Here is a 24432-nt window from a genome sequence, read left to right as displayed (position 1 = left end):
TCAGCGGACCGGCGCGCCCTGCGGCTGCTGGGGGGCGATGCCCAGCGCCGTCGTGTACTTGGCCAGGGCCAGCTTGCCGATGGCCGGGTAGGCGCCGAGCGGCTCGGCCGCGGAGCAGCCCGCCTCCTGCGCGGCGTCCTCGATCAGCGCCGCGTCGATCTCCGGCCCTATCAGGTACGGGGCGAGCGCCAGCTGCTGCGAGCCGGAGCCGCGCAGCTGCTCGGCGACGGAGGCGATCGAGCCCTCCTGGTCCAGGGCCGCCGCCATCACCGGCACGGCGAGGCGCGCGGCGAGCAGCATGCCGGTGATCCCGGCCGCCTGCACGGCCTCGTCGCCACCCACGGAGGCCAGGATGATGCCGTCCGCGGCGGTCGCCACGGTGAACAGCCGGGCGCGGTCGGCGCGGGCCAGCCCGGCCTCCGACAGCCGCACGTGCAGCGCCTCGGCGAGCAGCGGGTGCGGACCGAGCGCGTCGGTCAGATCGGCGGCCACCCGGCTGTCCATCACGGCCTGGCGGACCTGGCGCAGCAGCGAGTTGTCCGGACCGGCCAGCAGCGGAACCACGACCGCGACCGGACCCTCGGGGGCCTTGGCCTCCACACCCGCGGCGATCGCCTGCTCGTGACGGGCGGTGCGCTCGTGGGCGGTGTGCGCGAGCACGCTCTGCAGGGTGGGGAACTCCGCGTCGTCCCCGTCGAGGTACCCGATCCGGACATCAAGGCCGGGCAGCTCCGAGCGGGCGATGCTCACGACCTCCTCGGCGAGGCTGCGCGTGGGGGCGCCCGGCGTGCCAGGGACCGCGAGGACGAGCGCGGGCGCGCCCTCGGGAGCAGCCAGAGGCTCGGGTCGGCGGTGCCGGCCCGGCTGTCGGGGGCGCGGCATTCGTACTGGCAGGCCGGCGGGCCCAGTGGGGGAGCTCATGGCGCCGCATGTTACTGGCTTCCTGGGCTCCCCTGTTCGGGGAGGGTGCAGGTGAGCGGTATCCGTCCGGTTTTGTCTGATGAGTTACGCGCGTTGCGGTACCGGGCGGGCGCAGGCGATCAGTCCGCCCCGTCCCTGACCACGCAAAGCATCGATTCGTCACCCGGCAGAGTGAGCGCGCCCGACGCCAACTCCGTCGCGATCCGGACAGCTCCGAGCAGCGGATCCCCGTCGGCCGCGACCCGCCGAGCGTGCGGCAGGCGGCGCGACAACTCCGCCTCCAGGGGTACGAGGAGGGGGTCCCCCATCCTGAACAGCCCGCCGGTGAGCGCGACTCGCGGCTCCCCCTCGGCCGGGCAGACGGCGGCCGCCGACTCGGCCAGGTGCCGGGCGGCCTCCCGCAGGATGCCCGCGGCGGCCGGGTCGCTCCCGGCGCAGCCGGCCACCTCGGGCGCGAAGGTGGCGAGAACGGCGGGACGGTCGGGCCGCGGGTACAGCTGGCCGGGCAGTCCGGGCATCGGTCCGAACAGCTTCTCGGCGCGGGCCAGCAGGCCGCTCGAACCGCCGGGCCGCCCGTCGTACGCCCGCAGCGCCGCCTCGAGTCCCGCCCGTCCGATCCACGCGCCGCCGCCGCAGTCGCCCAGCAGATGGCCCCAGCCGTCCGCCCGGCGCCAGCGCTTCAGGTCGGTGCCGACGGCGATCAGACCGGTACCGGCCGCGAGGACGACACCGGGCCGGGACCCGAGGGCCCCGGTGTAGGCGCTGACGGCGTCGGCGACCAGCGCGACCCTGCGGATGCCGAACTCCCGCCGCAGCGCTGCCGGGAGCTCCGCGCGCAGACCGTCCCCGAGCGAGGCGAGCCCCGCGGCCCCGATCGCGGCGGTGTGCACCTGGGCGAGCCGGGCCTCGGCGGCCGACTCCCGTACCAGCGGCACCAGTTGCTCCATGAAGTGCCCGGGGTCGATCCCGCGCGAGCCGGTGCGCACCGGCTCGCGGGACTCCCGCTGGGCCAGCACGCCCCGTTCGACGGTGCCGACGACGACCCGCAGCCCGGATCCCCCCGAGTCGACGGCGAGGAGGCCGCGGGCCCCGGTCACGGCAGGCGCCAGTCCACCGGCTGACCCCCCTGTCTGATCAGCAGGTCGTTGGCCCGGCTGAACGGCCGCGAGCCGAAGAAGCCGCGGTCGGCCGACATGGGGGAGGGGTGGGCGGACTCCACCGACGGCAGACTGCCCAGCAGGGGGCGCAGATTGCGGGCGTCCCGGCCCCACAGGATGGACACCAGCGGCTTGCCGCGCGCGGCCAGCGCCCGTATCGCCTGCTCGGTGACCTCCTCCCACCCCTTGCCGCGGTGCGCGGCGGGCTTGCGCGGAGCCGTGGTCAGCGCCCTGTTGAGCAGCAGCACGCCCTGCTCCGTCCACGGCGTCAGATCACCGCTGGACGGCTGCGGCAGCCCGAGGTCGGTGTGCAGCTCCCGGTAGATGTTGATGAGGCTGCCGGGCAGCGGACGCACCTCGGGCGCGACCGAGAAGGACAGCCCCACCGCGTGTCCCGGTGTCGGATACGGGTCCTGTCCGACGATCAGGACGCGCACGTCGTCGAAGGGCTGCTGGAAGGCCCGCAGCACATTCGGTCCGGCGGGCAGATAGGTGCGTCCCGCGGCGATCTCCGCGCGCAGGAAGTCGCCCATCTCGGCGATCCGTCCGGCGACGGGTTCCAGGGCCTTCGCCCAGCCCGGTTCGACGATCTCATGCAAGGGTCGTGGTGCCACGGGCGTCACCCTACTGCCGTACCCGCAGCGGCGATCAACCGGTGGCCGGGGCCAGGCCGTAACCCGGTGCGGCTCATCCGACCACCGCCGCGCGCACGCACAGCACGTCCGGCAGATGCGAGGCCAACTGCCGCCAGCTGTCGCCGTCGTCGGCGGAGGCGAACACCTCGCCGTTGCGGTTGCCGAAGTACACGCCCGCCGGGTCGGCGTCGTCGGTGCACAGGGCGTCCCGCAGCACCGTGCCGAAGTGGTCCTCCTGCGGCAGCCCCGCCGACAGCGCCTCCCACGTCTTGCCCGCGTCCGCCGTGCGGAAGACCCGGCACTTGCGGTCCGCGGGCACCCGGTCGGCGTCGGCGGTGATCGGGAAGACGTAGGCCGTGTCGCCGCGGTGCGGGTGGGCGGCCGCGGCGAAACCGAACGTCGACGGCAGCCCCTCGCCGATGTCGGTCCAGGTCGCGCCCGCGTCGTCGCTGCGGTACACCCCCCAGTGGTTCTGCAGATACAGCCGGTCCAGGGTCACCGCGTCCCGCGTCACCTTGTGCACGCACTGGCCGAACTCCGGGTTGGGGTCGGGCAGGAACACCGCGGAGACACCGGAGTTGGAGGGCGCCCAGCTCGCGCCGCCGTCCGAGGTGCGGAAGACGCCCGCGGTCGACACGGCCACGGTCACCGACCGCGGGTCCCGGGTGTCGGTCAGCACCGTGTGCAGGCCCTCTCCGCCGCCGCCCGGCACCCACTGGGAGCGGGTGGGGTGCTCCCACAGCGGGCGGACCAGCTCGAAGCTCTCCCCGCGGTCCTCCGAGCGGTACAGCGCGGCCGGTTCCGTGCCCGCGTAGACCACGTCCGGTTCGGCCGCCGCCGGGTGCAGCTGCCACACCCGCTCCAGCGAAGCCCCGGTGTCCTTGGGGAACTTGACGGCCGGCTGGGCCGGTTCGGTCCAGGTGCGGCCCAGGTCGTCGGAGTGGAACACCGACGGCCCCCAGTGCGCGCTGTCCCCGCCGGCCAGCAGCCGCGGAGTCTCACCGCGGGTGTCGATGGCGACCGAGTACACGGCCTGTGCGTTGAAGTAGGGGCTCTCGTCGAACTCCCAGGCGCCACCCCGCTTCCGGCCGATGAACAGACCCTTGCGTGTGCCTACGGCCAGCAGTACCTCGGTCATGCCGATCACCTCCGCGACGTCTCTGTCTCAGACACCGGCCAGTCTGCACCCCGGCACTGACAGTCACCTCTGGAAACGGCTTCGTCGCAGGTCAGCGCGGCGATGATAGCCCGCAGCCCGGGCGGGTGGGGCGGTTTCCGCAAGACCCGAGCGGGGGGTGAGGGGCGTGTGCGACGGTCGGGGACCGGCAGGCGGCGTGAGCGTCGGGGCGCCGTCCGTCGTATGGGAGGGCGGCCCGGCAGGTCGGTGTGCGCATGAGGAGGAAGCCCGCGATGGCGCTGCGAGGTCCGCTGCGAGGTCCGAGGGTGTGGTGGTGGCGCTGGCGGCGCAATCCGCTCAAGCGCCGTGCCGACGCGGTGGAGTCCTGGGTGCTGCTCGGGACCGGGGCGGTCACCGTCCTCGTGGGCGTGGCCGTCGGCCTGGCCACGGCCGGTTCCGTCGAGCACGGCCTGGCCCGCGAGCGCGCCGAGTGGCGCCCGGTGCAGGCGCGGCTGACCGCTCACGCGCCCGGTGTCTTCAACGGTGAGCGGATGTGGGCGGAGGTGTCCTGGACGGCCCCGGACGGCTCCCACCGCACCGGCCAGGTCCGGGTCCGTCCGGGCAGCGAGGCCGGGGCCGCGGTCACCGTCTGGACGGACCGCACCGGCCGTCTGGTCACCGAGCCCGCCACCGCAGCCCAGGCCCGCTCGCGCGCCGCCCTCGCCGGGGGCCTGGTGGGAGCGGGCGCGGCGGTCGTGCCGTTCGCGGGCGGCCGCATGCTGTGCGGACGCCTGGAGCGGCAGCGGATCGACCAGTGGGAGATCGAATGGGCGCGCTTCGGGCCGCTGTGGGGGCGTACGACGGGGTGAGCGATGGGGTGGGGCTCAGGGCCAGGGGCCCAGCAGGGCAGCACTTCCGGCAGACAGCCCCCTCGCTGCGGCCTGTTGTTGCGTCTAGGGGGCCGGCAACACCTCCCGGCACAGCCGCAGCAGTTCCTCGTCGTGCGGGATGTCGTGGCTGCCGTACCCCTCGGAGTGGGCCGTGTGGCGGCGGGGCGCGGCGAGTTCCGTCGCCACGAGGTCGCCGAGCGGGGCGCCCGCCGGGCCCATGGCGCGCAGACACGCGGCGATCCGTCGGCGCAGGTGCGGCTTCTCCGTCCAGGCGGAGCGCAGCACGGGGTTGACCGCCTCAGCCTCGCCGCCGATCCGCCACAGGGCGCACGCCGCCGTCGCCCGTCGTTCCGCCGGCCCCGGGCAGTCCGCCGCCCGGCGCAGCTCCGGCAACGCGGCACGGGCCGCCCGCCCCATCCGCCCCAACCCCTCGGCCGCAGCCCCCCACCGACGGGAGTCCCGGTGCCTCAACTCACCGAGCAGCACGGGAAGTACGGCGGAGGCATCCCCTTCGATCGCCCACAGGGCAGCCGCCGCCGGGACGGCGAACTCCGTGTCCAGCAGCCGCGACAGCGCCGGTACGGCCTCCCGCGCGGCGGAGCCCCAGGCGCCGAGCGCCGGGACCGCGTACTCGACGGCCCCGCCACCCTCCAGCAGCCGCAGCGTCTCGGGCACCGCCTCCGCGTCCCCGAGCACGCTGAGCGCCCGCAGCAGCGGCGCCGCCCGCCCCGGTGTCCCGGGATCGTCGAGGGCCAGCGAGCCCAGGCGGCGGCGCAGTGCCGGTGCGAGCGGTGCCGCGGCGGCGCCCAGCCAGGAGATCTCATGGCCCAGATCGTCCGGGACCACGGCCCCGGCCAGCACGTCGCCCAGCACCGGCACGGCCCGCGGATCCCCGCACCGCACCAGTGCCCGCAGCGGATCGCCCAAGGCGGGCGAGCCGTGCTCCCACTGCCGGACCCACAGATCGGGACGGGCCGTCACCAGTCTGTGCAGACCGTCCGCCGCGGGAGCGGCGAGCTCGAAGAGCTGCTTCAGTGCGGCCACCGCAGCGTCCCGCAACCGGTCCTCCGGCGTGTCCAGTTGCGCCCCGATCAGCGCGACCGGCTCGCTGAAGTCGGCACGCCAGGTGCGGAACAGCCCGCCCGACATCCACACCGCGTTGCACCGGTCCGCCCACCCCGGGCTGCTCAACTGCCCGACCAGCAGGGCGATCCGGTCGCCGGTCCGGCTGTCGAGCGCGTTGTGCAGGGTGCGCAGCAGCTGGGAACCCTCCTCGTCGGACGGCCGCAGCCGGCGCAGCCGTCCGACGAGGGTGTCGGTGTGCGGGCGGGCGCACAGCGCCGCCTGGCGGGACCGCCGTGCGGACCGCTCCCGCAGCAGCCGGACGGCGGTGGGAACCAGGTCGGCGGGTATGCGGTCGGGCGCGCACCCGGCGAGCTGGCCGAGCGCGGCCAGGCGCAGCTCCGGTCCGTACGGCAGCGCGGCCTGGGCCGCCAGGAGGTCCACCGCGGCGTCGGCGTGCGCGGGGTTCCGCCGGGCGTACAGTCCCAGGCTCTCGACGAGGGCGAGCAGGACCCGGTCGTCCCGCTCCACGGTGAGCCGCTCCCGTAACAGGTCCAGCACCCGGGCCGGTTGGTCCAGGAACCGCACGAGCGCGCCCGGAGCCGTCCGGCGCACCCCGGGGTCCGGGTCCCCGGTGAGCCGGGCGAAGACCTCGGCGCCGGCCCGTACGGCGGACGGCCCCTCGCCTTCACCGCCGATGCTGACCAGCAGCTCCACGACGGCGCCCCGGTCCGGCAGATCCGGGCGCGCCGCCAGCGCGAACAGGAACGGAACGCAGGCGAGCGTCGAGTCGTACACGTCTCCCTGGTGGTGCACCGCGCCGTACAGGCCGTCGAGCGCGGTCTCACGCTCGGCGGGGTCCGTCGAGGCCAGGCCCCTCAGCAGTGCGGGCACGTCCTCGGCGCTGCCGTACGCATGGCGCATCGAGGCCCAGTCGACCTCGTCGATCCCCGTGAACACGTCGTCCTCCCCAGGCAAGTGCCTTCTGCTCCGGAGTCTGCACCACGGCACTGACAACGGGGTGGAATCGAGACGTGACTGTGTGCGATCCGTTCAGTGCGCGGCGGGCAGGGCCCGCTCCAGGACGGTGTCCAGGTCCGCGGTGTCGGGCAGGGTGCCGAAGGCGTGCCCCCAGTCGCCGCCCAGGCGGGTCGCGCAGAACGCGTCGGCGACCGCGGCCGGGGCGTGCCGGACCAGCAGGGACGCCTGGAGTGCCATCGCCATCAGCTCCACCAGGCGCCGGGCACCGGTCTGGGACGCCTCGGACAGCATGCCCTTCAGCCGGATCACGGCCGCGTCGAGTCGGGCGTCCGCCCCCTGCGCCAGGGCGAGTTCGCCGAACAGGGCCTCGGCCGCGCCCTGTTCCTTGCCGAGCGCCCGCAGCACGTCGAGGGCGTTGACGTTGCCCGAGCCCTCCCAGATCGACAGCAGGGGAGCCTCGCGGTAGTGGCGGGGCATGCCGGAGTCCTCGACGTAGCCGTTTCCGCCGAGACACTCCAGGGCCTCCGCGGTGAAGGCCGGGCCGCGCTTGGTGACCCAGTACTTGCCGACGGCGGTGGCGATCCGCCGGAACGCCGCCTCGCCCGCGTCCCCGCGCACCGCCCGGTCGGCCGCTCCCGCCAGCCGCAGGGTGAGCGCGGTGGCGGCCTCGGACTCCAGGGCGAGGTCGGCCAGAACGTTGCGCATCAGCGGCTGATCCAGCAGCCGCGCGCCGAACGCGCTGCGGTGCCGCGCGTGATGCCCGGCCTCCACCAGCGTCTTGCGCATCAGCGCCGCGGACATCGTCACGCAGTCCAGGCGCGTGCAGTTGACCATCTCGATGATGGTCTTCACGCCCCGGCCCTCGGGTCCCACCAGCCAGGCGACGGTCCCGTCGAACTCCGGTTCGCAGGAGGCGTTGGAGCGGTTGCCCAGCTTCTCCTTGAGGCGCTGGACGCGGAAGGTGTTGCGGGTGCCGTCGGGCAGGACGCGCGGCACGAGGAAGCAGGACAGACCGCCCGGCGCCTGTGCCAGCACCAGGAAGAGGTCGCACATGGGCGCCGAGGTGAACCACTTGTGGCCGCGCAGGGTGTACACCCCGGGTTCGGCGGTGGGCATAGCCGTGGTCGTGTTGGTCCGGACGTCCGAGCCGCCCTGCTTCTCGGTCATCCCCATGCCCGCGAGCAGGCCCCGCTTCTCGGTCGGCACCCGCAGCCCCGGGTCGTACTCCCTGCTGGTCAGCAGGGGCTCGTAGACCTTGGCGAGTTCCGGCTGGGCGCGCAGCGCGGGGACGGCGGCGTAGGTCATCGACGTCGGGCAGCCGTGTCCGGCGTCGGTGTGCCCCCACACCAGACCGCCGGCGCTGCGGGCGACGTGGGCGCCCGCCCGCCCGTCGGCCCACGGGGCCGCGGCCAGTCCTTCGGTCACCGCGACCCGCATCAGGTGGTGCCAGCTCGGGTGGAACTCGACCTCGTCGACGCGGTGGCCGTACCGGTCGTGCGTGCGCAGCTCCGGCTCCCGGCGATTGGCCTGCTCGCTCCACTCCTGGGCGGCGACACCGCCGGCCTCGCGGCCCAGCCGCCGGAGGTCCTGCTCGGCCCACCCGGCGCCCTCGCGCCGCAACCCCTCGAACAGGGCGGTGTCCTCGGAGGCGTCATAAGGGGCCAGGGGAGGGGGCTGGTTGGTGACGTCGTGCGTGGCGTACGGCGCGTGCTCGGGGGTCAGGACCATGCGGTGAGTGTTGCACTTCTGCGACAGTCGCAGCAATAGTGCAACATCAAGATCGGCGCCGTACAGTACGTGCTCATGGGGACGGACGAGGCGGCGGAGGCGGGAGCGCTCGCCCTGCGTCCGCTGTCCGCGCGGTCGGTCGTGCTGAGCCTGCTGCTCGGCAGCCATCCGCCGGAGCTGCCCGTGAAGGACCTCGTGCGCGGCGTGGAGCCCTTCGGGGTCGGCGGATCCACGGTGCGGGCCGCGCTCAGCCGGATGGTGGCCGCCGGGGATCTGCACCGCGAGGACACCGTCTACCGGCTCAGCGACCGGCTGCTGGAGCGGCAGCGCCGCCAGGACGAGGCCGTACGTCCCCGCACGCGCGCGTGGGACGGCGACTGGGAGATGGTCGTCATCACCGCCACCGGCCGCGGCCCCGCCGAACGCGCCGAACTCCGCGCCCGGCTGACCGCCCTGCGCCTGGCCGAACTCCGCGAGGGTGTCTGGCTGCGCCCCGCCAACCTGACCCGCCCCCTGCCGGCCGACCTCGCCCCGGTGACCCAGCACTGGACCGCCCGCCCGGCCACCCCCGCGCGCGAGTCGGCAGAGGCCCTCTGGCCCTTGGGCACCTGGTCCGAGACAGCCCAGGCCCTCCTTGCACACATCGCCGAGGCCACCCGCCCCGCCACCCGCTTCACGGTCTTCGCCGCCGCCGTACGCCACCTGCTGACCGACCCGGTCCTCCCGCCCGAACTCCTGCCCCCCGACTGGCCGGGCCCCGCACTGCGCGCCGCCTACGCCGCGTACCAGGAAGAGCTGACCGAACAACTACGCGCGCGTGCCGCCCGGGACTGACGAACCGGACCGCCCCGAAGCGCGCCGCGGGCAGGTCGGCCGTCCCAAGCCCCGGCCGATCCGCGCACGTCCCAGCCTGCACCGATCACCAGCACAGGGTGACCGTGAGCACCTGGCCTCCCGGGGGCTGCCTGCACCGGTGCCCCCGCCAGGTGACCGTGCCGGGCGGAGGCGAACCGCCCCGGCACCGAGGGCGGCGCGATGTGGGAGGCCAGGCGGCGGCGCCAAGCTCCTGCCCGGGGGAGGGCCGCGCCGATGCCCGCGCGAGGAGCCCTGGCCGGGCGGAGCGACGGATCGCCGCGCGACGTGGGATGCCGCGGTGGCGGCGCCAAAGGCGCCTGGTCGCTCTCCCCGTTAACGCTTCCGCGGTCCGGCCAGAGGGCCGCTGACCTCCGGGGCCGCCCGCGCCAGATGACCGTGCCGGGCGGAAGTGGTGGATCGGCCCGGCGCAGAGTGCGCGCGCCGCTGGATGCCACGGTGACGTCGCCGGGCGCCTGGCCGCTCCCCTCGGCCGCCCGAACCGGTGCCCGCACCAGGAGGAAGACGGCTCGCTCCCGTACGGAGTGCCGCGCGCTGCGGGAATGCCACCGCGGCGGCGCCAACCGCCTACGCCCCATGAACCCCTGTCCGCAGACCTCCCGGCCGCGCCGCCCGCCCCGGCCACCCGCCCGAGGCAACCGAACCGCTACGCGCGCGTGCCGGGGAGGAACGACCTTGCGGCCCCGCACGAAGTACCGCGCGACCCCGCAACGGCACAGCGGCCGCACGAAGTCTCGTGCGGCCGCCTCCCGCGAGGGCCCTAGCGGTACGTGATGTCCGAGCTGGAGTACAGACAGTTCGTGCTGTCCGGACCCGTGCCGACCGCCGTGTTGTTGTTGTACTTCTGGCAGGGGATCACCCTGCGGCTCGCGTCGTTGAGGATCGTGATGCCGCGCAGGGTGGCCACGTCGCCCCGGTTGACGTTGATGCCGACGAGGCGGGCCGTGGTCCCCGTGCCGGTCACCTCGATGTTGCTGAGGTTGACCTTGCGCGTGTACGACGTGGAGCAGTCGCCGCACGAGCGGTAGAGCGTCTTGAACTCGCTCACGGCGAAGTTGGAGATGTTCACCGTGCCGGGACCGTTGTGCTGGAAGACCTTGTCGGCGGCCTTCTTGGCGCCGCCGCCGGTCACCGTGTACGTGGAGCCGCCCCGGAAGGTGGCCGCGTCCTCGCCGACGTCCTCCCACCAGACGTTCTGCAGGGTGCAGTTGCCCTCGCAGTGGATGCCGTCGGCGCCGGGCGCGCCGATGACGACGTTCTTCAGCGTGGCGCCGGCCGCGAGCCGGAAGATCGGGTCCTGGCCCTCCTCCTGGCCGTCGCCGGCCAGGTTGCCGCTGCCGTAGTACTTCTTCATCCCGCCGTCCACCGTGCCGGAGACGGCGATGGTGGAGCTGACCGCCTGGCTGCCGTTGGGGGTGGGCCAGGTGGCGGCGTGCGCCGCCGGAGCCGTTCCTGTCGTGATCATGCCAACCGTGACGCCGAGTGAGGCGAGCCCGCCGATCAGGGCGCGACGCCTGGTGTGCCGTGAAGTCATGTCCCGATGCCTTCTTCTGAGTGGGGGTTCAGATCTGCGTCGTTCATGTGTGTGCTCTTCGTTCACCATGCGGAATGGTCCGCGCGTGCAGGGTGACCGTTCGGGGGAGTTGCGACGCGGCTCGGTCACACTGCTGAACGGAACGTAGAGTGCAAGCGCTTTCTGGTCAACGGTTCGCGCACAACAAATCTGTCGGTCCTGGTGAGAGGCAAGGGCTCTCTGTGCCGTCCGGGGCAGCGCAGTGACACCGGCTGCCTCCTTTTCGGATTCCGAATCCCGGGAACCCGCCGGATCAGGAAGGATCCGCGGAGTTCTGCGGTGGTTCCGGCTCGGGAGGCGAGAAGAGCCATGGCCCACGAGACATCGTCGACGGCCCGGCTGGCCCGGCCGCGACCCCAGGAACTGCGGAAACAGCAGGCCCCGGCGACGATGAGCAGGACCGTCACCGCCACGGCGGCCCCCGACCGGGCCACCACCGAGACGGCGCCGGCCAGGAAGACCCCCACCGGCACGTCGTCCACCGCCCGCCGGGGCAGTCGCACCGAGAACTGAGGGTTGCCATGGGCTTGCTGACACACACCTCGGCCGCCGCGGCCGGTCTCGTCATGGCCGGCCCCCGGCTGCTGGCGCGCGGCGCCGTGCCCGCCGTGAGCGTCGCCGCCGGCGCGGCGGCCGGGACGGCCCGCGCCGGGGTGAGGAGCGCCGACTCCGTCGTCAGGGTGACCCGCGTCGCCCGGAACGCGCTGCCCGGCGGCGACGGCCACTGGCGTTCGGGCAAGCGCGTGCACCTGGCACTGCGGGGCGCGTCGGACCGGGTACGGCGGGAGGGCGGGACGGCGCATGCCGCGCGGCGCGTGGCCGCGGCCCTCGCGGAGCATCCGGAGGTGGCGTACGCCTACTGGGACGGCGGACTGGCCCGCCTGGTGGTGGCCGCCACCGACGAGGCCCTGACCGACCGGGTGGTGGAGAAGGCGACCGCCCTCGCCGAGCGGCACGGTCTCGGCCCGGGCGACGAGTCCGTCGACGACATCACCCACCCGGGCGACCCCGGCGGCGTCCGCATCGCCGCCGCGGCCCTCCTCGCCGACGCGATCGGCACCGGCGCCGCGGTCACCGCGTACGCGCTCCGCCTGCCGCCCTCGCCCCGCTTCGTCACCGCTGGCGTCACCCTGCTGCGCGAGAACCCCCGCTTCCGCGGCTGGCTCCGCGACCGCTACGGCCGTGACCGCACCGACCTGATCCTGGCCGCCGTCAACGCCGCCACGCACGGCGCCGGACAGACCCCGACCTCCCTGCTGCTCGACGCGACCCTGCGCTCCTTCCAGCTCGCGGAGACCGTGGCACGGGCCGCCGCCTTCGACTCGGTCCACGACCGGCTCTGCTCGCCCGGCCGCTCCGACGTGTCCGGCGACGGCTGCGCGCGCCCGCCGCTGCGCGCCACCCCCGCCCACGAGTACGCCAACCACGCCGAGACCGGCAGCGTGATCGGCGCCCTCGCGACCCTGCTCGTCAAACACGACGCCTCCGAGGCCGCCGAAGCCGTCCTCGCGGGCTCCCCCAAGGCCGCCCGCTACGGCCCCGCCGCCTTCAACGCCGTCCTCGGCTGCGCCCTGGCCCGCACCGGAGTCCTCGTCCGCGACCCCGAGCGGCTGCGGCGGCTGGAGACCGCCCGCACCCTCGTCCTGCACCCCAGCGCCCTGTGCACCGGCGAGGAGGAAGTCTGTGCGGACGCCTGGACCGAGGCCGTCCTGGACGCCGCACGCCACGCCGGCCTGCGCATCGTGGTCGTCGACCACCCCGCCCTGGAGGACTTCACCGCCCTCGCCGACCGCGTCGTACGCGACCGGCCGCTGACCGACGTGGTCCGGTCGCTGCGCGAACACGGCGGCGTCGTCACCGTCGCCCGGCCGGAGTCCGGCGACGACACCGAGGTCCTGAACGGACTGCTCAGCTCCGACGTGGCCGTCGCGCTCGCGGACCGGGACGCGCCCGTCGTGTGGGCCGCGGACGTCGTGGCCCCGGGCGGGCTCGCCGACGTATGGCGCCTGCTCATGTCCGTGCCCGTCGCCCGCAAGGTCGGCCGCAGCTCGCAGACGCTGGCCCGCTCCGGCGCCGCGCTCTCCGGACTGATGGTGGCCGTCGGCGAGTCCCGGCGCGGCCGGCGCAGCCTCGTGCCCGGGATCCGGCACGCCCCCGTCGACCTGGGCGCCGCGTTCGCGCTGCTGTCCGGAGCGCGGGGCGCCCTCGGCGTGGCGACGACCCGCGCCCCGCATCCCCGCGCGCGGGTGGCCTGGCACGCCCTGCGGCCCTCCGACGTACGGGCCCGGCTGCGCCGCCGGTCCGAAGCGGAGCCGTCGGTCGTGGAGCAGGCGGCCACCCGCGTCCAGCGGGCCGCCGAGACCGCGGGCCGCGTCCCCGTGCTGGCCCCGGCCCGCTGGACGCTGCACCTGGCCCGGGCCGTGCGCGGCGAACTCGACGATCCCCTCACCCCGGTGCTGGCGGTCGGCTCGGCGGCCTCGGCGATCCTCGGCTCGGCCATGGACGCCCTGCTCGTCGTCGGCGCCCTCGACCTGAACGCCCTCGTCGGCGGCGTCCAGCGGCTACGGGCCGAGCGCGCGCTGGCCGGACTGCTCGCCGAGCAGAAGCGCAAGGCCCGCCTCGCGCCGGACGAGTCCGGGGACGAGACGACGTCCCCGCGCACCGTCGACGCCGCCAAGCTCATCCCCGGCCAGATCATCGAGCTCAAGGCCGACGACGTGGTCCCCGCCGACGCCCGGCTCCTGTGGGAGGACGGCCTGGAGGTCGACGAGTCCGCGCTCACCGGCGAGTCGCTGCCGGTGGACAAGCAGACGGCCGCCACCCCGCACGCGCCCGTCGCCGACCGCCGCTGCATGGTCTTCGAGGGCACCACCGTCGTCGCCGGACACGCGCGGGCCGTGGTCGTGGAGACCGGCGACCGCACCGAGGCCTCCCGTGCCGTCTCCCTCGCCGCCCGCAAGCCCCCGTCGGCCGGTGTGCAGGCCCGGCTCCAGGAACTCACCTCCAAGGCCCTGCCGTTGACCATGGCGGGCGGTGCCGCGGTGACCGGCCTCTCCCTGCTGCGGGGCACCCCGATCCGGCAGGCGGTCAGCGGCGGCGTGGCGGTGGCGGTGGCCGCCGTCCCCGAGGGCCTGCCGCTCGTGGCCACGGCCGCGCAACTGGCCGCCGCCCGCCGGCTCAGCCAGCGGGGCGTCCTGGTACGGGCGCCGCGCACGCTGGAGGCCCTCGGCCGGATGGACACCCTGTGCTTCGACAAGACGGGCACCCTGACCGAGAACCGCCTGCGCCTGTTCCGCGTCACCGACGCCGGGGGCACCACCGCCAAGCCCGACGCCGAGACCAGCGTGGAGGTCCTGCGGGTCGCGGCGCGCGCCTGCCCGGTGCTCGACGGCGGCTCGGGCCGCCCCGTCCACGCCACCGACGAAGCCGTCCTGGACGCGGCCGCGGAGGACCCGGAGTGGACGCAGACCGAGGGCCTGCCCTTCGAGGCCGCCCGCGGCTACGCCGCCGCCGTCGGCCACACCGGGGACGACGAGCGCGTGCTGGTGGTCAAGGGCGCCCCGGAAACCGTGCTGCCCGCCTGTTCCGACCTGCCCGACCACGCCGGTGAGACCGCCCGGTCCCTGGCCCGGGACGGCCTGCGCGTCCTCGCGGTCGCCCGGCGCGGGCAGCAGCCGGACGACCCGGCCGCCCTCGAAGAACCCCTGCGCGACCTGGAGTTCACCGGCCTGCTCGCCCTGGCCGACGTCCCGCGCGAGACCTCGCAGGCGCTGGTGCACGGGCTGCGCGACGAAGGCGTACGGCCCGTGATGCTGACCGGCGACCACCCGGAGACCGCCCTCGCCATCGCCGTGGAACTGGGCTGGCCCGAGGACACCGCCGTGGTCACCGGCGACGAACTCGCCGCCGCCGACCGCTCGGAGCGGGCCCGCATGCTGCACGACGTCGGCGTCGTGGCCCGGGTCGCGCCGGAACAGAAACTCCAGGTCGTCGAGGCGCTGCGGGACTCCGGCCGGGTGGTCGGCATGGTCGGCGACGGCGCCAACGACGCGGCCGCCATCCGCGCCGCGGACATCGGCGTCGGCATCAACGCCCGCGGCTCGGCCGCCGCCCGCAACGCCGCCGACCTGGTGCTCACCGACGACGACCTCACCGTCCTCATCGAGGCGATCGCCGAGGGCCGCGCCCTGTGGCACAGCGTCGCCGACGCCATCGCCATCCTCATCGGCGGCAACGCCGGCGAGGTGGGCTTCGGCATCATCGGCACGATCCTCGCCGGTTCCGCGCCGCTGTCCACCCGGCAGATGCTGCTGGTGAACCTGTTCACGGACCTGTTCCCGGCGATGGCCGTCGCGGTCACCCCGCACCAGGACGCGAGCGAGGAGACGACCCGGGACGACAAGCCGCTGGGCACCTCCCTGCTCGGCGCCCCGCTGATGGAACAGATCCGGCACCGGGCGCTGACCACGACCCTCGGCGCGGTGGCGGCCTGGCTGATCGGACGGTTCACCCCCGGTTCGGCCCGGCGCTCCACGACGATGGCCCTGTGCGCGGTGGTCGGCACCCAGCTCGCCCAGACCCTCGCCGACCGCCGCGACAGCCCCCTGGTCCGCGTCACCTCGCTCGGCTCGGCCGCCGCCCTGGTCGCCGTGGTCCAGACCCCGGGCGTCAGCCGCCTGTTCGGCTGCACCCCGCTCGGCCCGATCGCCTGGGCCGGGGTGGTCGCCGCGATCGCGATGGCGCTGGCGGGCCAGCGGGCGCTGCCGCAACTGGAGGAAGCGGTGCAGCGGTTGACCCGCTAGACGACCTCCTCCGCCTTGGGCGCGCCCTCGACCGCCGGCGTGGCCGTCTTCCCGGGCTTCTCGGGAAGATGGTTGAACAGCAGGTTCAGCACGATCGCCGTCAGGCACCCGGCGCTGATCCCGCTGTGCATCACCGTCTGGAACCAGTCGGGGAACCGGTCGTAGAGCGTCGGCACGCCCACCGGCAGCACCCCCATGGCGACCGAGACCGCCACCACCGTCAGGTTGTTGTTGCCCCGGAAGTCGACCTCGGCGAGCGTCCGGAGACCGCTCGCGGCCACCGTCCCGAACATCACCAGCCCGGCACCGCCGAGCACCGGCGCGGGTATCGCCGCCACCACCGCGCCCAGCTTGGGCAGCAGCCCGAGCAGGACGAGCATGCCGCCCGCCGCGGCGACGACCCAGCGGCTGCGCACCCGGGTCATCCCGACGAGCCCGACGTTCTGCGCGTACGCCGTGTAGGGAAAGGTGTTGAAGACGCCGCCCAGCACGGTCGACAGGCCGTCCGCACGCAGTCCGTCGGACAGCGACCGGGCATCGACCTTGCGCTCCGTCATCTCGCCGACGGCGATGAAGTCACCGGTCGTCTCGGTCATGCACACCAGCGCCACCACCAACATGGCGACGATCGCCGACAGTTCGAAGGTGGGCGCGCCGAAGTGGAACGGCGTGCTGATCCCCACCCAGTCCGCGTCGGACACCCCGCCGAAGTCCGTGAACCCGAACGGCACGGCGACGGCGAGGCCCACGACGATGCCGGCCAGCACGGCGATCCGGCTCAGCAAGACCGGCGCGAACCGCTGCACGCCCACGACCACCGCCAGTACGAACGCCGCCAGCGCGAGGTTCTTAGGCGCCCCGAAATCCTCCGAACCGGCGCCGCCCGCGGCCCAGTTGCCCGCGACCGGCAGCAGGGAGACGCCGATGACGAGGATCACCGTGCCCGTGACGAGCGGCGGGAAGAAGCGCAGCAGCTTGCCGAACACCGGTGCCAGCAGCATGATCGCGAGTCCCGCCACGATCACCGAGCCGTAGATCGCGGGCAGTCCGCCGCCCGTCGTACCGATGATCACCATGGGGGACACGGCCGCGAAGGTGCAGCCCTGCATGATCGGCAGCCGTACGCCGAAGCGCCAGAAGCCGATGCACTGGATGAGCGTGGCGATGCCGCACACCAGGAGGTCGGCGGTGATGAGGTAGGCCAGGTCCGCGGGCGGCAGCCGCATCGCGCCGCCGACGATCAGCGGAACGGCGACGGCGCCCGCGTACATCGCGAGGACGTGTTGCAGGCCGAAGGCGGCCAGGTGGCGGACGGGTGGGACTTCGTCGACAGGGTGCGTGGAGGTCATGGGCGAGACCGTAAGCGGCTTGAACAGTTTGTTGATTTCCGCCGTGTTTCCGCCGGGTGTCCCGCTATTCCCGCAAGGAACCGCCCCTCGCGGCGGCCAGCAGCGCCTGCCAGTCCGCCAGTTTCACCACGCGCCGGCCCAGGCTCGCCCCCAGCTCCGCCTCCGCCTTCTCGATGGCCTGCCAGCCTTCCCACCGCACCGGCTCGACTCCCGCCGCCCGCAGCGCCGTCAGCGGATCCCCGGGGACCTCCTTGCCTACGAGGAGGGCGGCGTCCTCGATCAGCGACGTCACCGTCTCCTTCGCGCACGGGCGGTTCGTGCCGATGACCCCGGTCGGGCCCCGCTTGATCCAGCCGGCCACGTACTCGCCCGGCGTGACCACTCCGTCGCGCAGGACCCGGCCCGCCAGATTCGGCACCGTGCCGGTCGCCGGGTCGAACGGGAGTCCCTCCAGCGGAACTCCGCGATAGCCCACCGAGCGCAGCACCAACTGCGCGGGGATCACCTCGAATTCGCCGGACCCCGTCACCCCGCCCCGGCCGTCCGGCAGCGTCCGCTCGAAGCGGACCGCGCCCACCCGGCCCGCGTCGGCGAGGAGTTCGACGGGGCGCAGGAAGAACCGCACGCTGATGCGGCGGGTGGCGCCCGCCGCCGCGGTGCCGGCCCAGCCGCGCAGCACCTCCACGTTGCGGCGCTGGGCGCCGGACAGGGCGGAGGGGTCGGCCCAGTCCGGGTCGAGGGCGGCCTCCGCCGGGTCCACGGTGACGTCGGTGTCCGGGAGGGAGCCCAGTTCGCGCAGCTCCTTGGTGGTGAAGCGGGCCTGGGACGGGCCGCGCCGGCCCACCATGGCGATCTCGGTCACCCGGCTCGCGCCCAGCGCGGTCAGCGCCGCCTGCGGCATGTCCGTCGGGGAAAGGTCCGCCGGGGCCCGGGCCAGCATGCGCGCCACGTCCACCGCGACGTTGCCCACGCCGATCACCACGGCCGACCGCGCGTCGCGGACGAAACCGTCGTCGACGGCGTCCGGATGGGCGCTGTACCAGGACACGAACTGGGTCGCCGACCAGCTGCCCGGCAGATCCTCGCCGGGAATGCCGAGATGCCGGTCGGTGGCGGCGCCCACGCAGTACACCACCGCGTGGTACAGCTCCCGCAGCCGGGCGGCCGGAATCCCGTCGGGGCCGATCTGCACCCCGCCGAGGAACCGCACCCGCTCGTGCTCCAGAACGGTCCGGAGGTTGTTCTGCAGGGACTTGATCTTCTCGTGGTCCGGGGCCACGCCGTACCGGACCAGGCCGTACGGGCACGGCAGGCGGTCCAGGACGTCGACGCGCACCGCGGGGTCCTGCTGGACAAGACTCTGCGCGGTGTAACACCCGCTCGGCCCTGAGCCGACGACGGCGACATGCAGCACGGCGGAACTCCTCACCCGGGGGATCTCAGGAGAGCGCTGGTGCTTCCAGCATCGCATCCGGGGAGCTGCGCTGACAGGGTGCAGACGCGGAGTGGCCTTGCGTGTCCATTCGTATGGAATGTGATCATGCGGTTACGTTCTGTGTGTGCTAGAAGCATCCTTTCTTAATCTTTCTGATCGTTGTACGACGGACGGCCAGGTGTCCGTGTGGCCCGCGTGGGAAGTGCGGGAGGGCGACGGGGCGACCTCGTGGTTCCAGGTCCGTCTCGCGTTCGCCGACGGCGCCCGGGTCGACGCGCTCGCCGTGGTCTGCGAGGGACGTGTGTCCATCGAGGACGTACGGGCCCAGCCGGCGCTGTCCCTGCACGATCTGACGGAGCTGGCCGACTGGATCGAGGAGCCGCTGTTCGAGGCGTGCGGGGCGGTCGCGGAGCCGGAGGGCGAGGCCGGGGGCGGCGAGGGGGAGCCGGCGCCCTCGCGGCGCGCGCGGCCTGCCTGGCCGCGCGGTGTCGAGGGGCGGTGGCTGGTCGCGCAGGAGTACCGGGCCGCCCAGGAGGAGGGGTTCGACCCCGTCCTCGCGGTGATGTGCGCGACCGGCCACAGCCGCCGCAAGTCGCTTCGGCTGATCTCCCAGGCCCGCGACGAGGGCTTCCTCTCCCCACGCCACGCCCGCCGCTGAGCGGGCGGGCGGGCGGGCCGGGCGATCGGGTGGCCGTGCCCGGCTGCGCGTCGGCTAGGCCGACGGTTCCTCTCCGGTGGCGTAGAAGCGCGACAGGTCCGCGGTGTCCGGCCCGGGGGTCGCGGTGGGCGTGTCCGGGGGGATGCCCATCTCCCAGTCGAGCCGGTAGCGCTTGAACAGCTCGGTGCGCAGGACCGGTACGGGCATCGGCACGCCGGGGACCAGGGCCGCGTAGACGGCGCCCATGAGCAGGGCGCGCAGCATGGGGTAGTCGGTGTCGACGCTGCTGGAGCCGTGCCGGGCGCAGGTGTCCCGCAGGAGTTCGGCGAGGCGGCGCTGTTCGGGGCACTGCACGAAGCCCTCGGCCTGGAGGATGCCCGCCATGTGCTGGCGCATCAGCACCGGCCGGTCCCGGGCGAGGCCCAGGATCGCGTCGATGGCCCGGGCCATCCGCTCCCGGCCGTCCTCGGTGCGCGGCTCCCGCTCCAGTGCCTCCTCCAGGGTGCGGTGCATCAGCCGGTGCACCGCGGACTGGACGAGCTGGCGTTTTCCGGGGAAGTAGTACGAGACCAGACCGCGCGCCGAACCGGCCCGGTCCGCGATGTCCCCCAGGGTCGTGGCCTCGTAGCCGTGCTCGCCGACGAGTTCGACCGCCGCGTGCAGAAGCCGTTCCCGAGAACGCCTTCGCAGTTCTTCATTGACCGAGGCGCTTCGAGGGGACATGCTTGACTCCTGCGTTGACTGGCTGCCAGCCAACTATACTCAGCGCAGCCGGTCCGGCTCCCTGCCGACCGGATCGGGTTGCCGCCTGCCTTGGGCGACGCGGGGGATCGCCTGAGGCAGGCGTGCGCTCTGCCCGATGGTGGCCTCGGGCGACTTCTCAGGCGCCGATTCCGGAATCCTCGGTCCGGCGGCGCTCGATCAACTCCAGTACCGGTCGCAGTGCGTCCGGCCGTTCGGCCGCCGGCAGATGGTCCACGAAGTGCACCGCGCAGCCCAGCGCCGCGGCCCCGCCGTCCGCCCTGCGGTCGTCGCCGACCATCAGGACCTCGCGCGGATCGGCGTCGAGTGCGGCGCAGGCGGCCCGGAAGAGCCGGGGGTCCGGCTTCTGGATGCCGTGCTCGAAGGACAGGACGTAGGCGTCCACGTAACGGTCGAGGCCGTGCTCGCGGAAGACCGGCCGCAGATCCCAGCCGATGTTGCTGACCACACCGACGCCGATCCCGCGCTCCCGCAACGCGCTCAGGACGTCGGCGGCATCGGGGTACGGAGCCCAGGCGGCGGGCGTCATATGGCGGTCGTAGAGCGTGTCGTGCAGTCGTTCGTCGGGGAGTGTGACGTGCCGGGACAGGCCGGTGTAGGCGGCGCGGTGCAGCTCCTGGGTCTTGTCCCGGACCCCCCAGACGCTCGCGACGCTCTGCGGCAGCCAGGCCGGGCTCGGCCCGCCCGGCAGCGCTCCCATCCGCTCCAGCGCCGCCACGGCCTCCGTCAACTCCGCTTCGGCCAGCTCCACTTCCCGCTCGGCGAGCGCCCCGCGCAACCAGGACTCGGTGGACTCGACGCGGAAGAGGGTGCCGGAGAAGTCGAACAGGACGGCGGTCATGCCCGCAGCCTAAGGGGCGGACGATCGCCCGCGCGGGAAGATCGGATCGGCGTCCGGCCCCCCGGGCCACCGGCGGTGGTACACGGCCACCGCCGCGGCCACCAGCGCGGCGCCCATGAGCCACCCGCCGACGACGTCCGACGCCCAGTGGACGCCCAGCCACACCCGGGTCAGCCCGACGCCGAGCACGGAGACCACCGCCACCGCCACCGCCGTACGCCACACCGCGGGGCCTGCGCCGTGGCGGTGCAGCAGGTACAGCAGCAGGCCGCACACCACCGTGGCGGTCATGGCGTGACCGGAGGGGAAGGAGGCGTAGTGGGCGGAGTCGACGGGGTCGGGCCAGACGGGGCGGGCGCGGTCCACGGCGGCCTTCAGCCCCTGCTGCAGCGCGGTGCCCAGGGTGGTGGTCAGCGCCAGCCAGAGCGCCGTCCAGCGGGCCGTGTGCCGCCGGAGCAGCCAGAGCACCACGACCGCGCAGAGGATGCGCATCGTCCACGGATCCCAGACCCAGTCCGTCAGGATCCGGAACGTCTGCGTCAGCCCCGACTGGGCGACCGCCCAGCGGTGGGTGGTCTCGGCGATCTCGCCGTCGAGCGTCATCAGCGGGTGGTACCGGACCGCGACCAGCGCCAGCAGCAGCGCGGAACACAGGGCCAGGACACCGGCCCAGCGGGTGGCGGGCCCGCGGTCGGACGGCCGGGGCGGGGACTCGACGGACTGGGTGTGCATACTGCGATACTCCCCGACTTCCGCCGGGGCAAGCCAACTCCGCCACTCACATGGTCAGCAGCATCGCGACCATGCCGATCCCCATCGACAGCCGGCACGCCCGAGCCAGCTCCGGCCGGTCGCCGATGCGCACGGCGGCGCCGCCCGCGGTGACCGGGACCAGCCGGACGCCGGTCAGCAGGACGTACCCGGTGAAGTAGAGCAGGAGCGTGCCCGTGACGAGCGGGACGCCGGAGGCGCCGTGGCCGGGGGAGGCGGCCATCGCGACCGCCATGTAGACCATGGCCGAGGCGCCGATCAGATGGTGCAGATGGTGTGCGCTCGCCCGCGCCGCCCACAGCGCGCGCAGCGCCGCCGCGCCGAAGACGGCCGCATGGACCGGCCAGGCCCAGGGCGGCGGGGTGAACACCGCGGCGGGCACGGCCATGGCGGCCATGCCGAAGCCCATCAGCGCCTCGCCGCCCGCGGCCCGGCGCTGTTCCTCGACGTGGCTGCGCATCCGCAGCAGACAGTAGGCGCCGGTCGCCGCGCAGAGCGCGACGAGCAGCCAGCCGGGCGAAGCCGGTAGATGCACACGCCCTCCCCGCTCGACGGTGCCGGGCAGTCGCCCGCGGTCGGTCGGAGGATGCCCGGGCCATCCGGCGCGCACGCGAGCGCAAGGGTGTACACGGGGGGCATTGGGGGGAGCACGGCAGGTCAGCCCATATGATTTACGAGTAAAACACCTGCTAAGGTTTTACGTCATGAGCAGTGCGACCCCCTCCCGACGTCCTTCACTGGCCGGCGCGCTGCGCCTCAACCGTCCCTCCGAGATCTGGTTCAAGCCCGCCCTGAGCGTGGTCGCCGCGGTCGCCCCGCCCACTCTGACCCTGCTGGTGCCCGGCCGCCTCGATCTGGCGATGTACACGATGGCCGGATCCCTGTGCGCGCTGTACGCCCACAACCGCCCCTACGCCGCCCGGGCCCGCGCGCTCGCCTGGGTCGTCGCGGGCATGCTCGGCGGACTCGCCGTCGCGCTGGTCGCGGCCTCGCTCACCGGCCGTACGGCCGTCCTGGTGGCCGTCGGCGCCCTGCTGGCCGCGGCCCACAAGGCGCTGTGCGACGCCACCCGCATCGGCCCGCCCGGCAACGTGGTGCTCACCTTCATCAGCTCCGCCGCCCTGTTCGCGCCCCAGACCCTGGCCCAGGTCCCCGCCCATCTGGCCCTGGCCCTCGCGGCCGGCGTCTGGGCCTGGGCCGTCGGCATGGCGCCCGGTCTGGTCCGCCCGCATGGCCCGGAGCGCCGGGCGACGGCGGCCGCCCTGCACGCCGCCGCCGCGTACGCCGCCACCCAGGACGCCCGTACCCGCGACGCGGCCGCCGCCGCGATCCAGGCGGCCTGGCGGTCGCTGCTGTCCGCGGGCCGCCGCTCGGCCACCCGGCGCGCCCTGGAACGCCTCGTCGTGCGTGCCGAGGTCGCCCTCGCCGCCCCCGCCGACAGCGACCCCGAGCGGTTGCGCGGCTGGGCCCGGGACCTGCGCGGCACCGGCCCGGTTCCCCGCACGGGCACCGCGGACGCCGGTGAACTCCTCGGCATCGCCGCCGAGTCGGCCGTACCGCACGAGCCCCTGTGGCACCGGCTCCGGCCCCTCGCCCCGCTCGCCGCGCGCACCGCCCTCGGCTGCGCCCTCGCCGGATACGCGTCCCTCGCCCTCGGCATCGGCCGCCCCTACTGGGCGCTGGTCACCGCCGCCGCCCTCTACCAGGCCAACCTCGGCCTCACCTGGAGCCGCAGCGTCCAGCGCGTCGTCGGCAATCTCGCGGGCGTCCTGCTCTTCGCCGCCCTCGCCCCGCTGGCCCACCTCGGCCAGGTCGCCCTCGTCCTGTGCTGCCTCGCCCTGAACTTCGGCGCCGAGGCGCTGATCAGCCGCAACTACTGGCTCGGCAGCGTCTGCGTGACCCCGATGGCGCTGCTCATCACGGAGTTCACCGGCTTCCAGGAACCCGGCACGCTGATCACCGAGCGGGTCGTGGACACCCTGGTCGGAGCACTCGTCGGGTTCGCCGCCGCCCTCCTCGTCACCGACCGGCGCGCGGCCGACCGGGTCGAGGGGGCACTGGCCGCCGTGGAACGCGCCCGCGAGCGCGCCGCCCGCCTGCTCGCGGAGCCGCATCCCGCCCCGGCCGCCCTGGAATCGGCCCACCGCTCCCTCGCCGCCGCACTGGTCGCACTGCGCACAACCGTCGACGCCGCCGCCGGCGAGTGGGGGCGGCGCGATCTTCCCCAGGAGCGGGTCGTGCTCGCCGAGCAGGCGGGACATCGTACGCTCGCGGCGACCACCCGGCGCCGGGCAGCACGCCCGGACCACAGCACTACGGAGGGCGTACGGCCATGACGGCAGCCGAATCGGCAGGGGCACGAGGCGGGCGGGACGACACGGTCGCCGCCGTCGTCCGGCAGTGGCGGGCCGTCCACCCCGGCCTGGACACCGGCCCCATGGAGATCATCGGCCGCATCAACCGCTGCGCCGCCCTGCTCCAGCAGGCCGAGGACGCACCGCTGCGCCGGGCCGGTCTCAGCCGCCCCGAGTTCGACCTGCTGGGTGCGCTGCGCCGCACCGGCCGCGAGCTGACCCCCGGCGAGCTGGCCCGCGAGACCTTCTCCTCGGGCGCCGCCGTCACCAAGCGCCTCAAGCAGCTCACCGAGCGCGGCCTGGTGGAGCGCCGCGTGGACGCCCGCGACCGCCGCGTCTCCCACGTCAGCCTCACCGGCACCGGACGCGACCTCGTCGACGGCGTCCTCCCCGAGCAGCTCGCCTACGAGACGGCCGTCCTCTCCGACCTGGAGGCCCCGGGACAGCAGGAACTGGCCGGGCTCCTCGGCGAGCTGCTGACGCGTCTCGAGGGGCGACTGGGGGCGGTGCGGGTCTGACGGCT

At 74.4% G+C, this 24432-nt stretch carries 20 protein-coding genes; 7 read left to right on the top strand and 13 right to left on the bottom strand.

All coding sequences use genetic code 11. The features are described 5' to 3' along the window. The 4 genes from ACWD1Z_RS08550 to ACWD1Z_RS08535 form a co-directional block, all read right to left on the bottom strand. Nucleotides 1-921: a sirohydrochlorin chelatase gene (locus ACWD1Z_RS08550; RefSeq protein ID WP_451116724.1), complete on the bottom strand. Its 921-nt coding sequence runs from the start codon at nucleotides 919-921 to the stop codon at nucleotides 1-3. A 119-nt stretch (nucleotides 922-1040) separates the two neighbouring features. Beyond that, on the bottom strand, nucleotides 1041-2018 hold the full coding sequence (locus tag ACWD1Z_RS08545; RefSeq protein WP_451116722.1) for an N-acetylglucosamine kinase: 978 nt from the start codon (nucleotides 2016-2018) through the stop codon (nucleotides 1041-1043). After that, on the bottom strand, nucleotides 2015-2692 hold the full coding sequence (locus tag ACWD1Z_RS08540) for a uracil-DNA glycosylase (RefSeq protein ID WP_451116720.1): 678 nt from the start codon (nucleotides 2690-2692) through the stop codon (nucleotides 2015-2017). The genes ACWD1Z_RS08545 and ACWD1Z_RS08540 overlap by 4 nt, the downstream gene beginning before the upstream one ends. Nucleotides 2693-2765: 73 nt before the next feature. Further along, nucleotides 2766-3851 carry a WD40/YVTN/BNR-like repeat-containing protein gene (locus ACWD1Z_RS08535; RefSeq protein WP_451116718.1) on the bottom strand — a complete coding sequence of 362 codons (1086 nt, stop codon included), beginning with the start codon at nucleotides 3849-3851 and terminating at the stop codon, nucleotides 2766-2768. 272 nt (nucleotides 3852-4123) lie between these two features. Here ACWD1Z_RS08535 and ACWD1Z_RS08530 point away from each other — a divergent pair, with 272 nt between their 5' ends. Next, a complete protein-coding gene (locus ACWD1Z_RS08530) occupies nucleotides 4124-4699 on the top strand; it encodes an Rv1733c family protein (protein WP_451116716.1) in 576 nt (191 codons plus the stop codon). Nucleotides 4700-4783: 84 nt separating this feature from the next. Here the strand turns inward: ACWD1Z_RS08530 and ACWD1Z_RS08525 are convergent, their stop codons facing one another. Next, nucleotides 4784-6742, bottom strand: coding sequence for a HEAT repeat domain-containing protein (locus ACWD1Z_RS08525; protein ID WP_451116714.1), 1959 nt, complete (start codon nucleotides 6740-6742; stop codon nucleotides 4784-4786). Nucleotides 6743-6835: 93 nt separating this feature from the next. Then, nucleotides 6836-8491 carry a DNA alkylation response protein gene (locus ACWD1Z_RS08520; protein WP_451116712.1) on the bottom strand — a complete coding sequence of 552 codons (1656 nt, stop codon included), beginning with the start codon at nucleotides 8489-8491 and terminating at the stop codon, nucleotides 6836-6838. Between the two features lie 75 nt (nucleotides 8492-8566). Between ACWD1Z_RS08520 and ACWD1Z_RS08515 the strand changes: the two genes are divergently transcribed. Next, nucleotides 8567-9325, top strand: a complete 759-nt coding sequence (locus ACWD1Z_RS08515) for a PaaX family transcriptional regulator C-terminal domain-containing protein (RefSeq protein ID WP_451116711.1) — start codon at nucleotides 8567-8569, stop codon at nucleotides 9323-9325. Nucleotides 9326-10124: 799 nt separating this feature from the next. On the opposite strand, the gene ACWD1Z_RS08510 is transcribed toward ACWD1Z_RS08515, so the two are convergent. Further along, nucleotides 10125-10898 (bottom strand): pectate lyase, encoded by a 774-nt coding sequence (locus ACWD1Z_RS08510; RefSeq protein ID WP_451116709.1) that lies wholly within the window; start codon nucleotides 10896-10898, stop codon nucleotides 10125-10127. Nucleotides 10899-11246: 348 nt separating this feature from the next. Between ACWD1Z_RS08510 and ACWD1Z_RS08505 the strand changes: the two genes are divergently transcribed. Both ACWD1Z_RS08505 and ACWD1Z_RS08500 read left to right on the top strand, forming a co-directional pair. Next, nucleotides 11247-11450 (top strand): hypothetical protein, encoded by a 204-nt coding sequence (locus ACWD1Z_RS08505; protein WP_451116707.1) that lies wholly within the window; start codon nucleotides 11247-11249, stop codon nucleotides 11448-11450. Between the two features lie 8 nt (nucleotides 11451-11458). Continuing rightward, entirely contained in the window at nucleotides 11459-15739 is a 4281-nt protein-coding gene (locus tag ACWD1Z_RS08500; protein ID WP_451116705.1) for a cation-translocating P-type ATPase, read from the top strand. On the opposite strand, the gene ACWD1Z_RS08495 is transcribed toward ACWD1Z_RS08500, so the two are convergent. Together ACWD1Z_RS08495 and ACWD1Z_RS08490 are read right to left on the bottom strand one after the other, a co-directional pair. Further along, nucleotides 15736-17088 carry a nucleobase:cation symporter-2 family protein gene (locus tag ACWD1Z_RS08495; protein ID WP_451116703.1) on the bottom strand — a complete coding sequence of 451 codons (1353 nt, stop codon included), beginning with the start codon at nucleotides 17086-17088 and terminating at the stop codon, nucleotides 15736-15738. The genes ACWD1Z_RS08500 and ACWD1Z_RS08495 overlap by 4 nt on opposite strands. Nucleotides 17089-17152: 64 nt before the next feature. Beyond that, nucleotides 17153-18502, bottom strand: coding sequence for an FAD-dependent oxidoreductase (locus ACWD1Z_RS08490; RefSeq protein ID WP_451116701.1), 1350 nt, complete (start codon nucleotides 18500-18502; stop codon nucleotides 17153-17155). 199 nt (nucleotides 18503-18701) lie between these two features. Between ACWD1Z_RS08490 and ACWD1Z_RS08485 the strand changes: the two genes are divergently transcribed. After that, nucleotides 18702-19181 (top strand): DUF6214 family protein, encoded by a 480-nt coding sequence (locus ACWD1Z_RS08485; protein ID WP_451116699.1) that lies wholly within the window; start codon nucleotides 18702-18704, stop codon nucleotides 19179-19181. Nucleotides 19182-19235: 54 nt separating this feature from the next. Here ACWD1Z_RS08485 and ACWD1Z_RS08480 read toward each other — a convergent pair whose 3' ends face one another. From ACWD1Z_RS08480 to ACWD1Z_RS08465, 4 genes are all read right to left on the bottom strand, one after another. Further along, nucleotides 19236-19904 (bottom strand): TetR/AcrR family transcriptional regulator, encoded by a 669-nt coding sequence (locus ACWD1Z_RS08480; RefSeq protein WP_451116697.1) that lies wholly within the window; start codon nucleotides 19902-19904, stop codon nucleotides 19236-19238. Between the two features lie 157 nt (nucleotides 19905-20061). Then, entirely contained in the window at nucleotides 20062-20784 is a 723-nt protein-coding gene (locus ACWD1Z_RS08475) for an HAD family hydrolase (protein ID WP_451116695.1), read from the bottom strand. A gap of 9 nt (nucleotides 20785-20793) precedes the next feature. After that, nucleotides 20794-21516, bottom strand: coding sequence for a phosphatase PAP2 family protein (locus tag ACWD1Z_RS08470; protein WP_451116693.1), 723 nt, complete (start codon nucleotides 21514-21516; stop codon nucleotides 20794-20796). 46 nt (nucleotides 21517-21562) lie between these two features. Further along, complete coding sequence (locus ACWD1Z_RS08465; RefSeq protein ID WP_451116691.1) at nucleotides 21563-22090, bottom strand: DUF5134 domain-containing protein; 528 nt, start codon at nucleotides 22088-22090, stop codon at nucleotides 21563-21565. A gap of 169 nt (nucleotides 22091-22259) precedes the next feature. Between ACWD1Z_RS08465 and ACWD1Z_RS08460 the strand changes: the two genes are divergently transcribed. Together ACWD1Z_RS08460 and ACWD1Z_RS08455 are read left to right on the top strand one after the other, a co-directional pair. Further along, nucleotides 22260-23891, top strand: a complete 1632-nt coding sequence (locus ACWD1Z_RS08460) for an FUSC family protein (protein ID WP_451116689.1) — start codon at nucleotides 22260-22262, stop codon at nucleotides 23889-23891. Further along, the gene (locus tag ACWD1Z_RS08455; protein ID WP_451116687.1) at nucleotides 23888-24427 is read left to right on the top strand and encodes a MarR family winged helix-turn-helix transcriptional regulator; all 540 of its coding nucleotides are present in this window, start codon (nucleotides 23888-23890) and stop codon (nucleotides 24425-24427) included. The genes ACWD1Z_RS08460 and ACWD1Z_RS08455 overlap by 4 nt, the downstream gene beginning before the upstream one ends. The last annotated feature ends 5 nt before the right edge of the window (nucleotides 24428-24432 follow it).

It is taken from the genome of Streptomyces sp. NPDC002784, from assembly GCF_053592135.1.
This window is presented reverse-complemented; position numbering and strand designations above follow the sequence as displayed.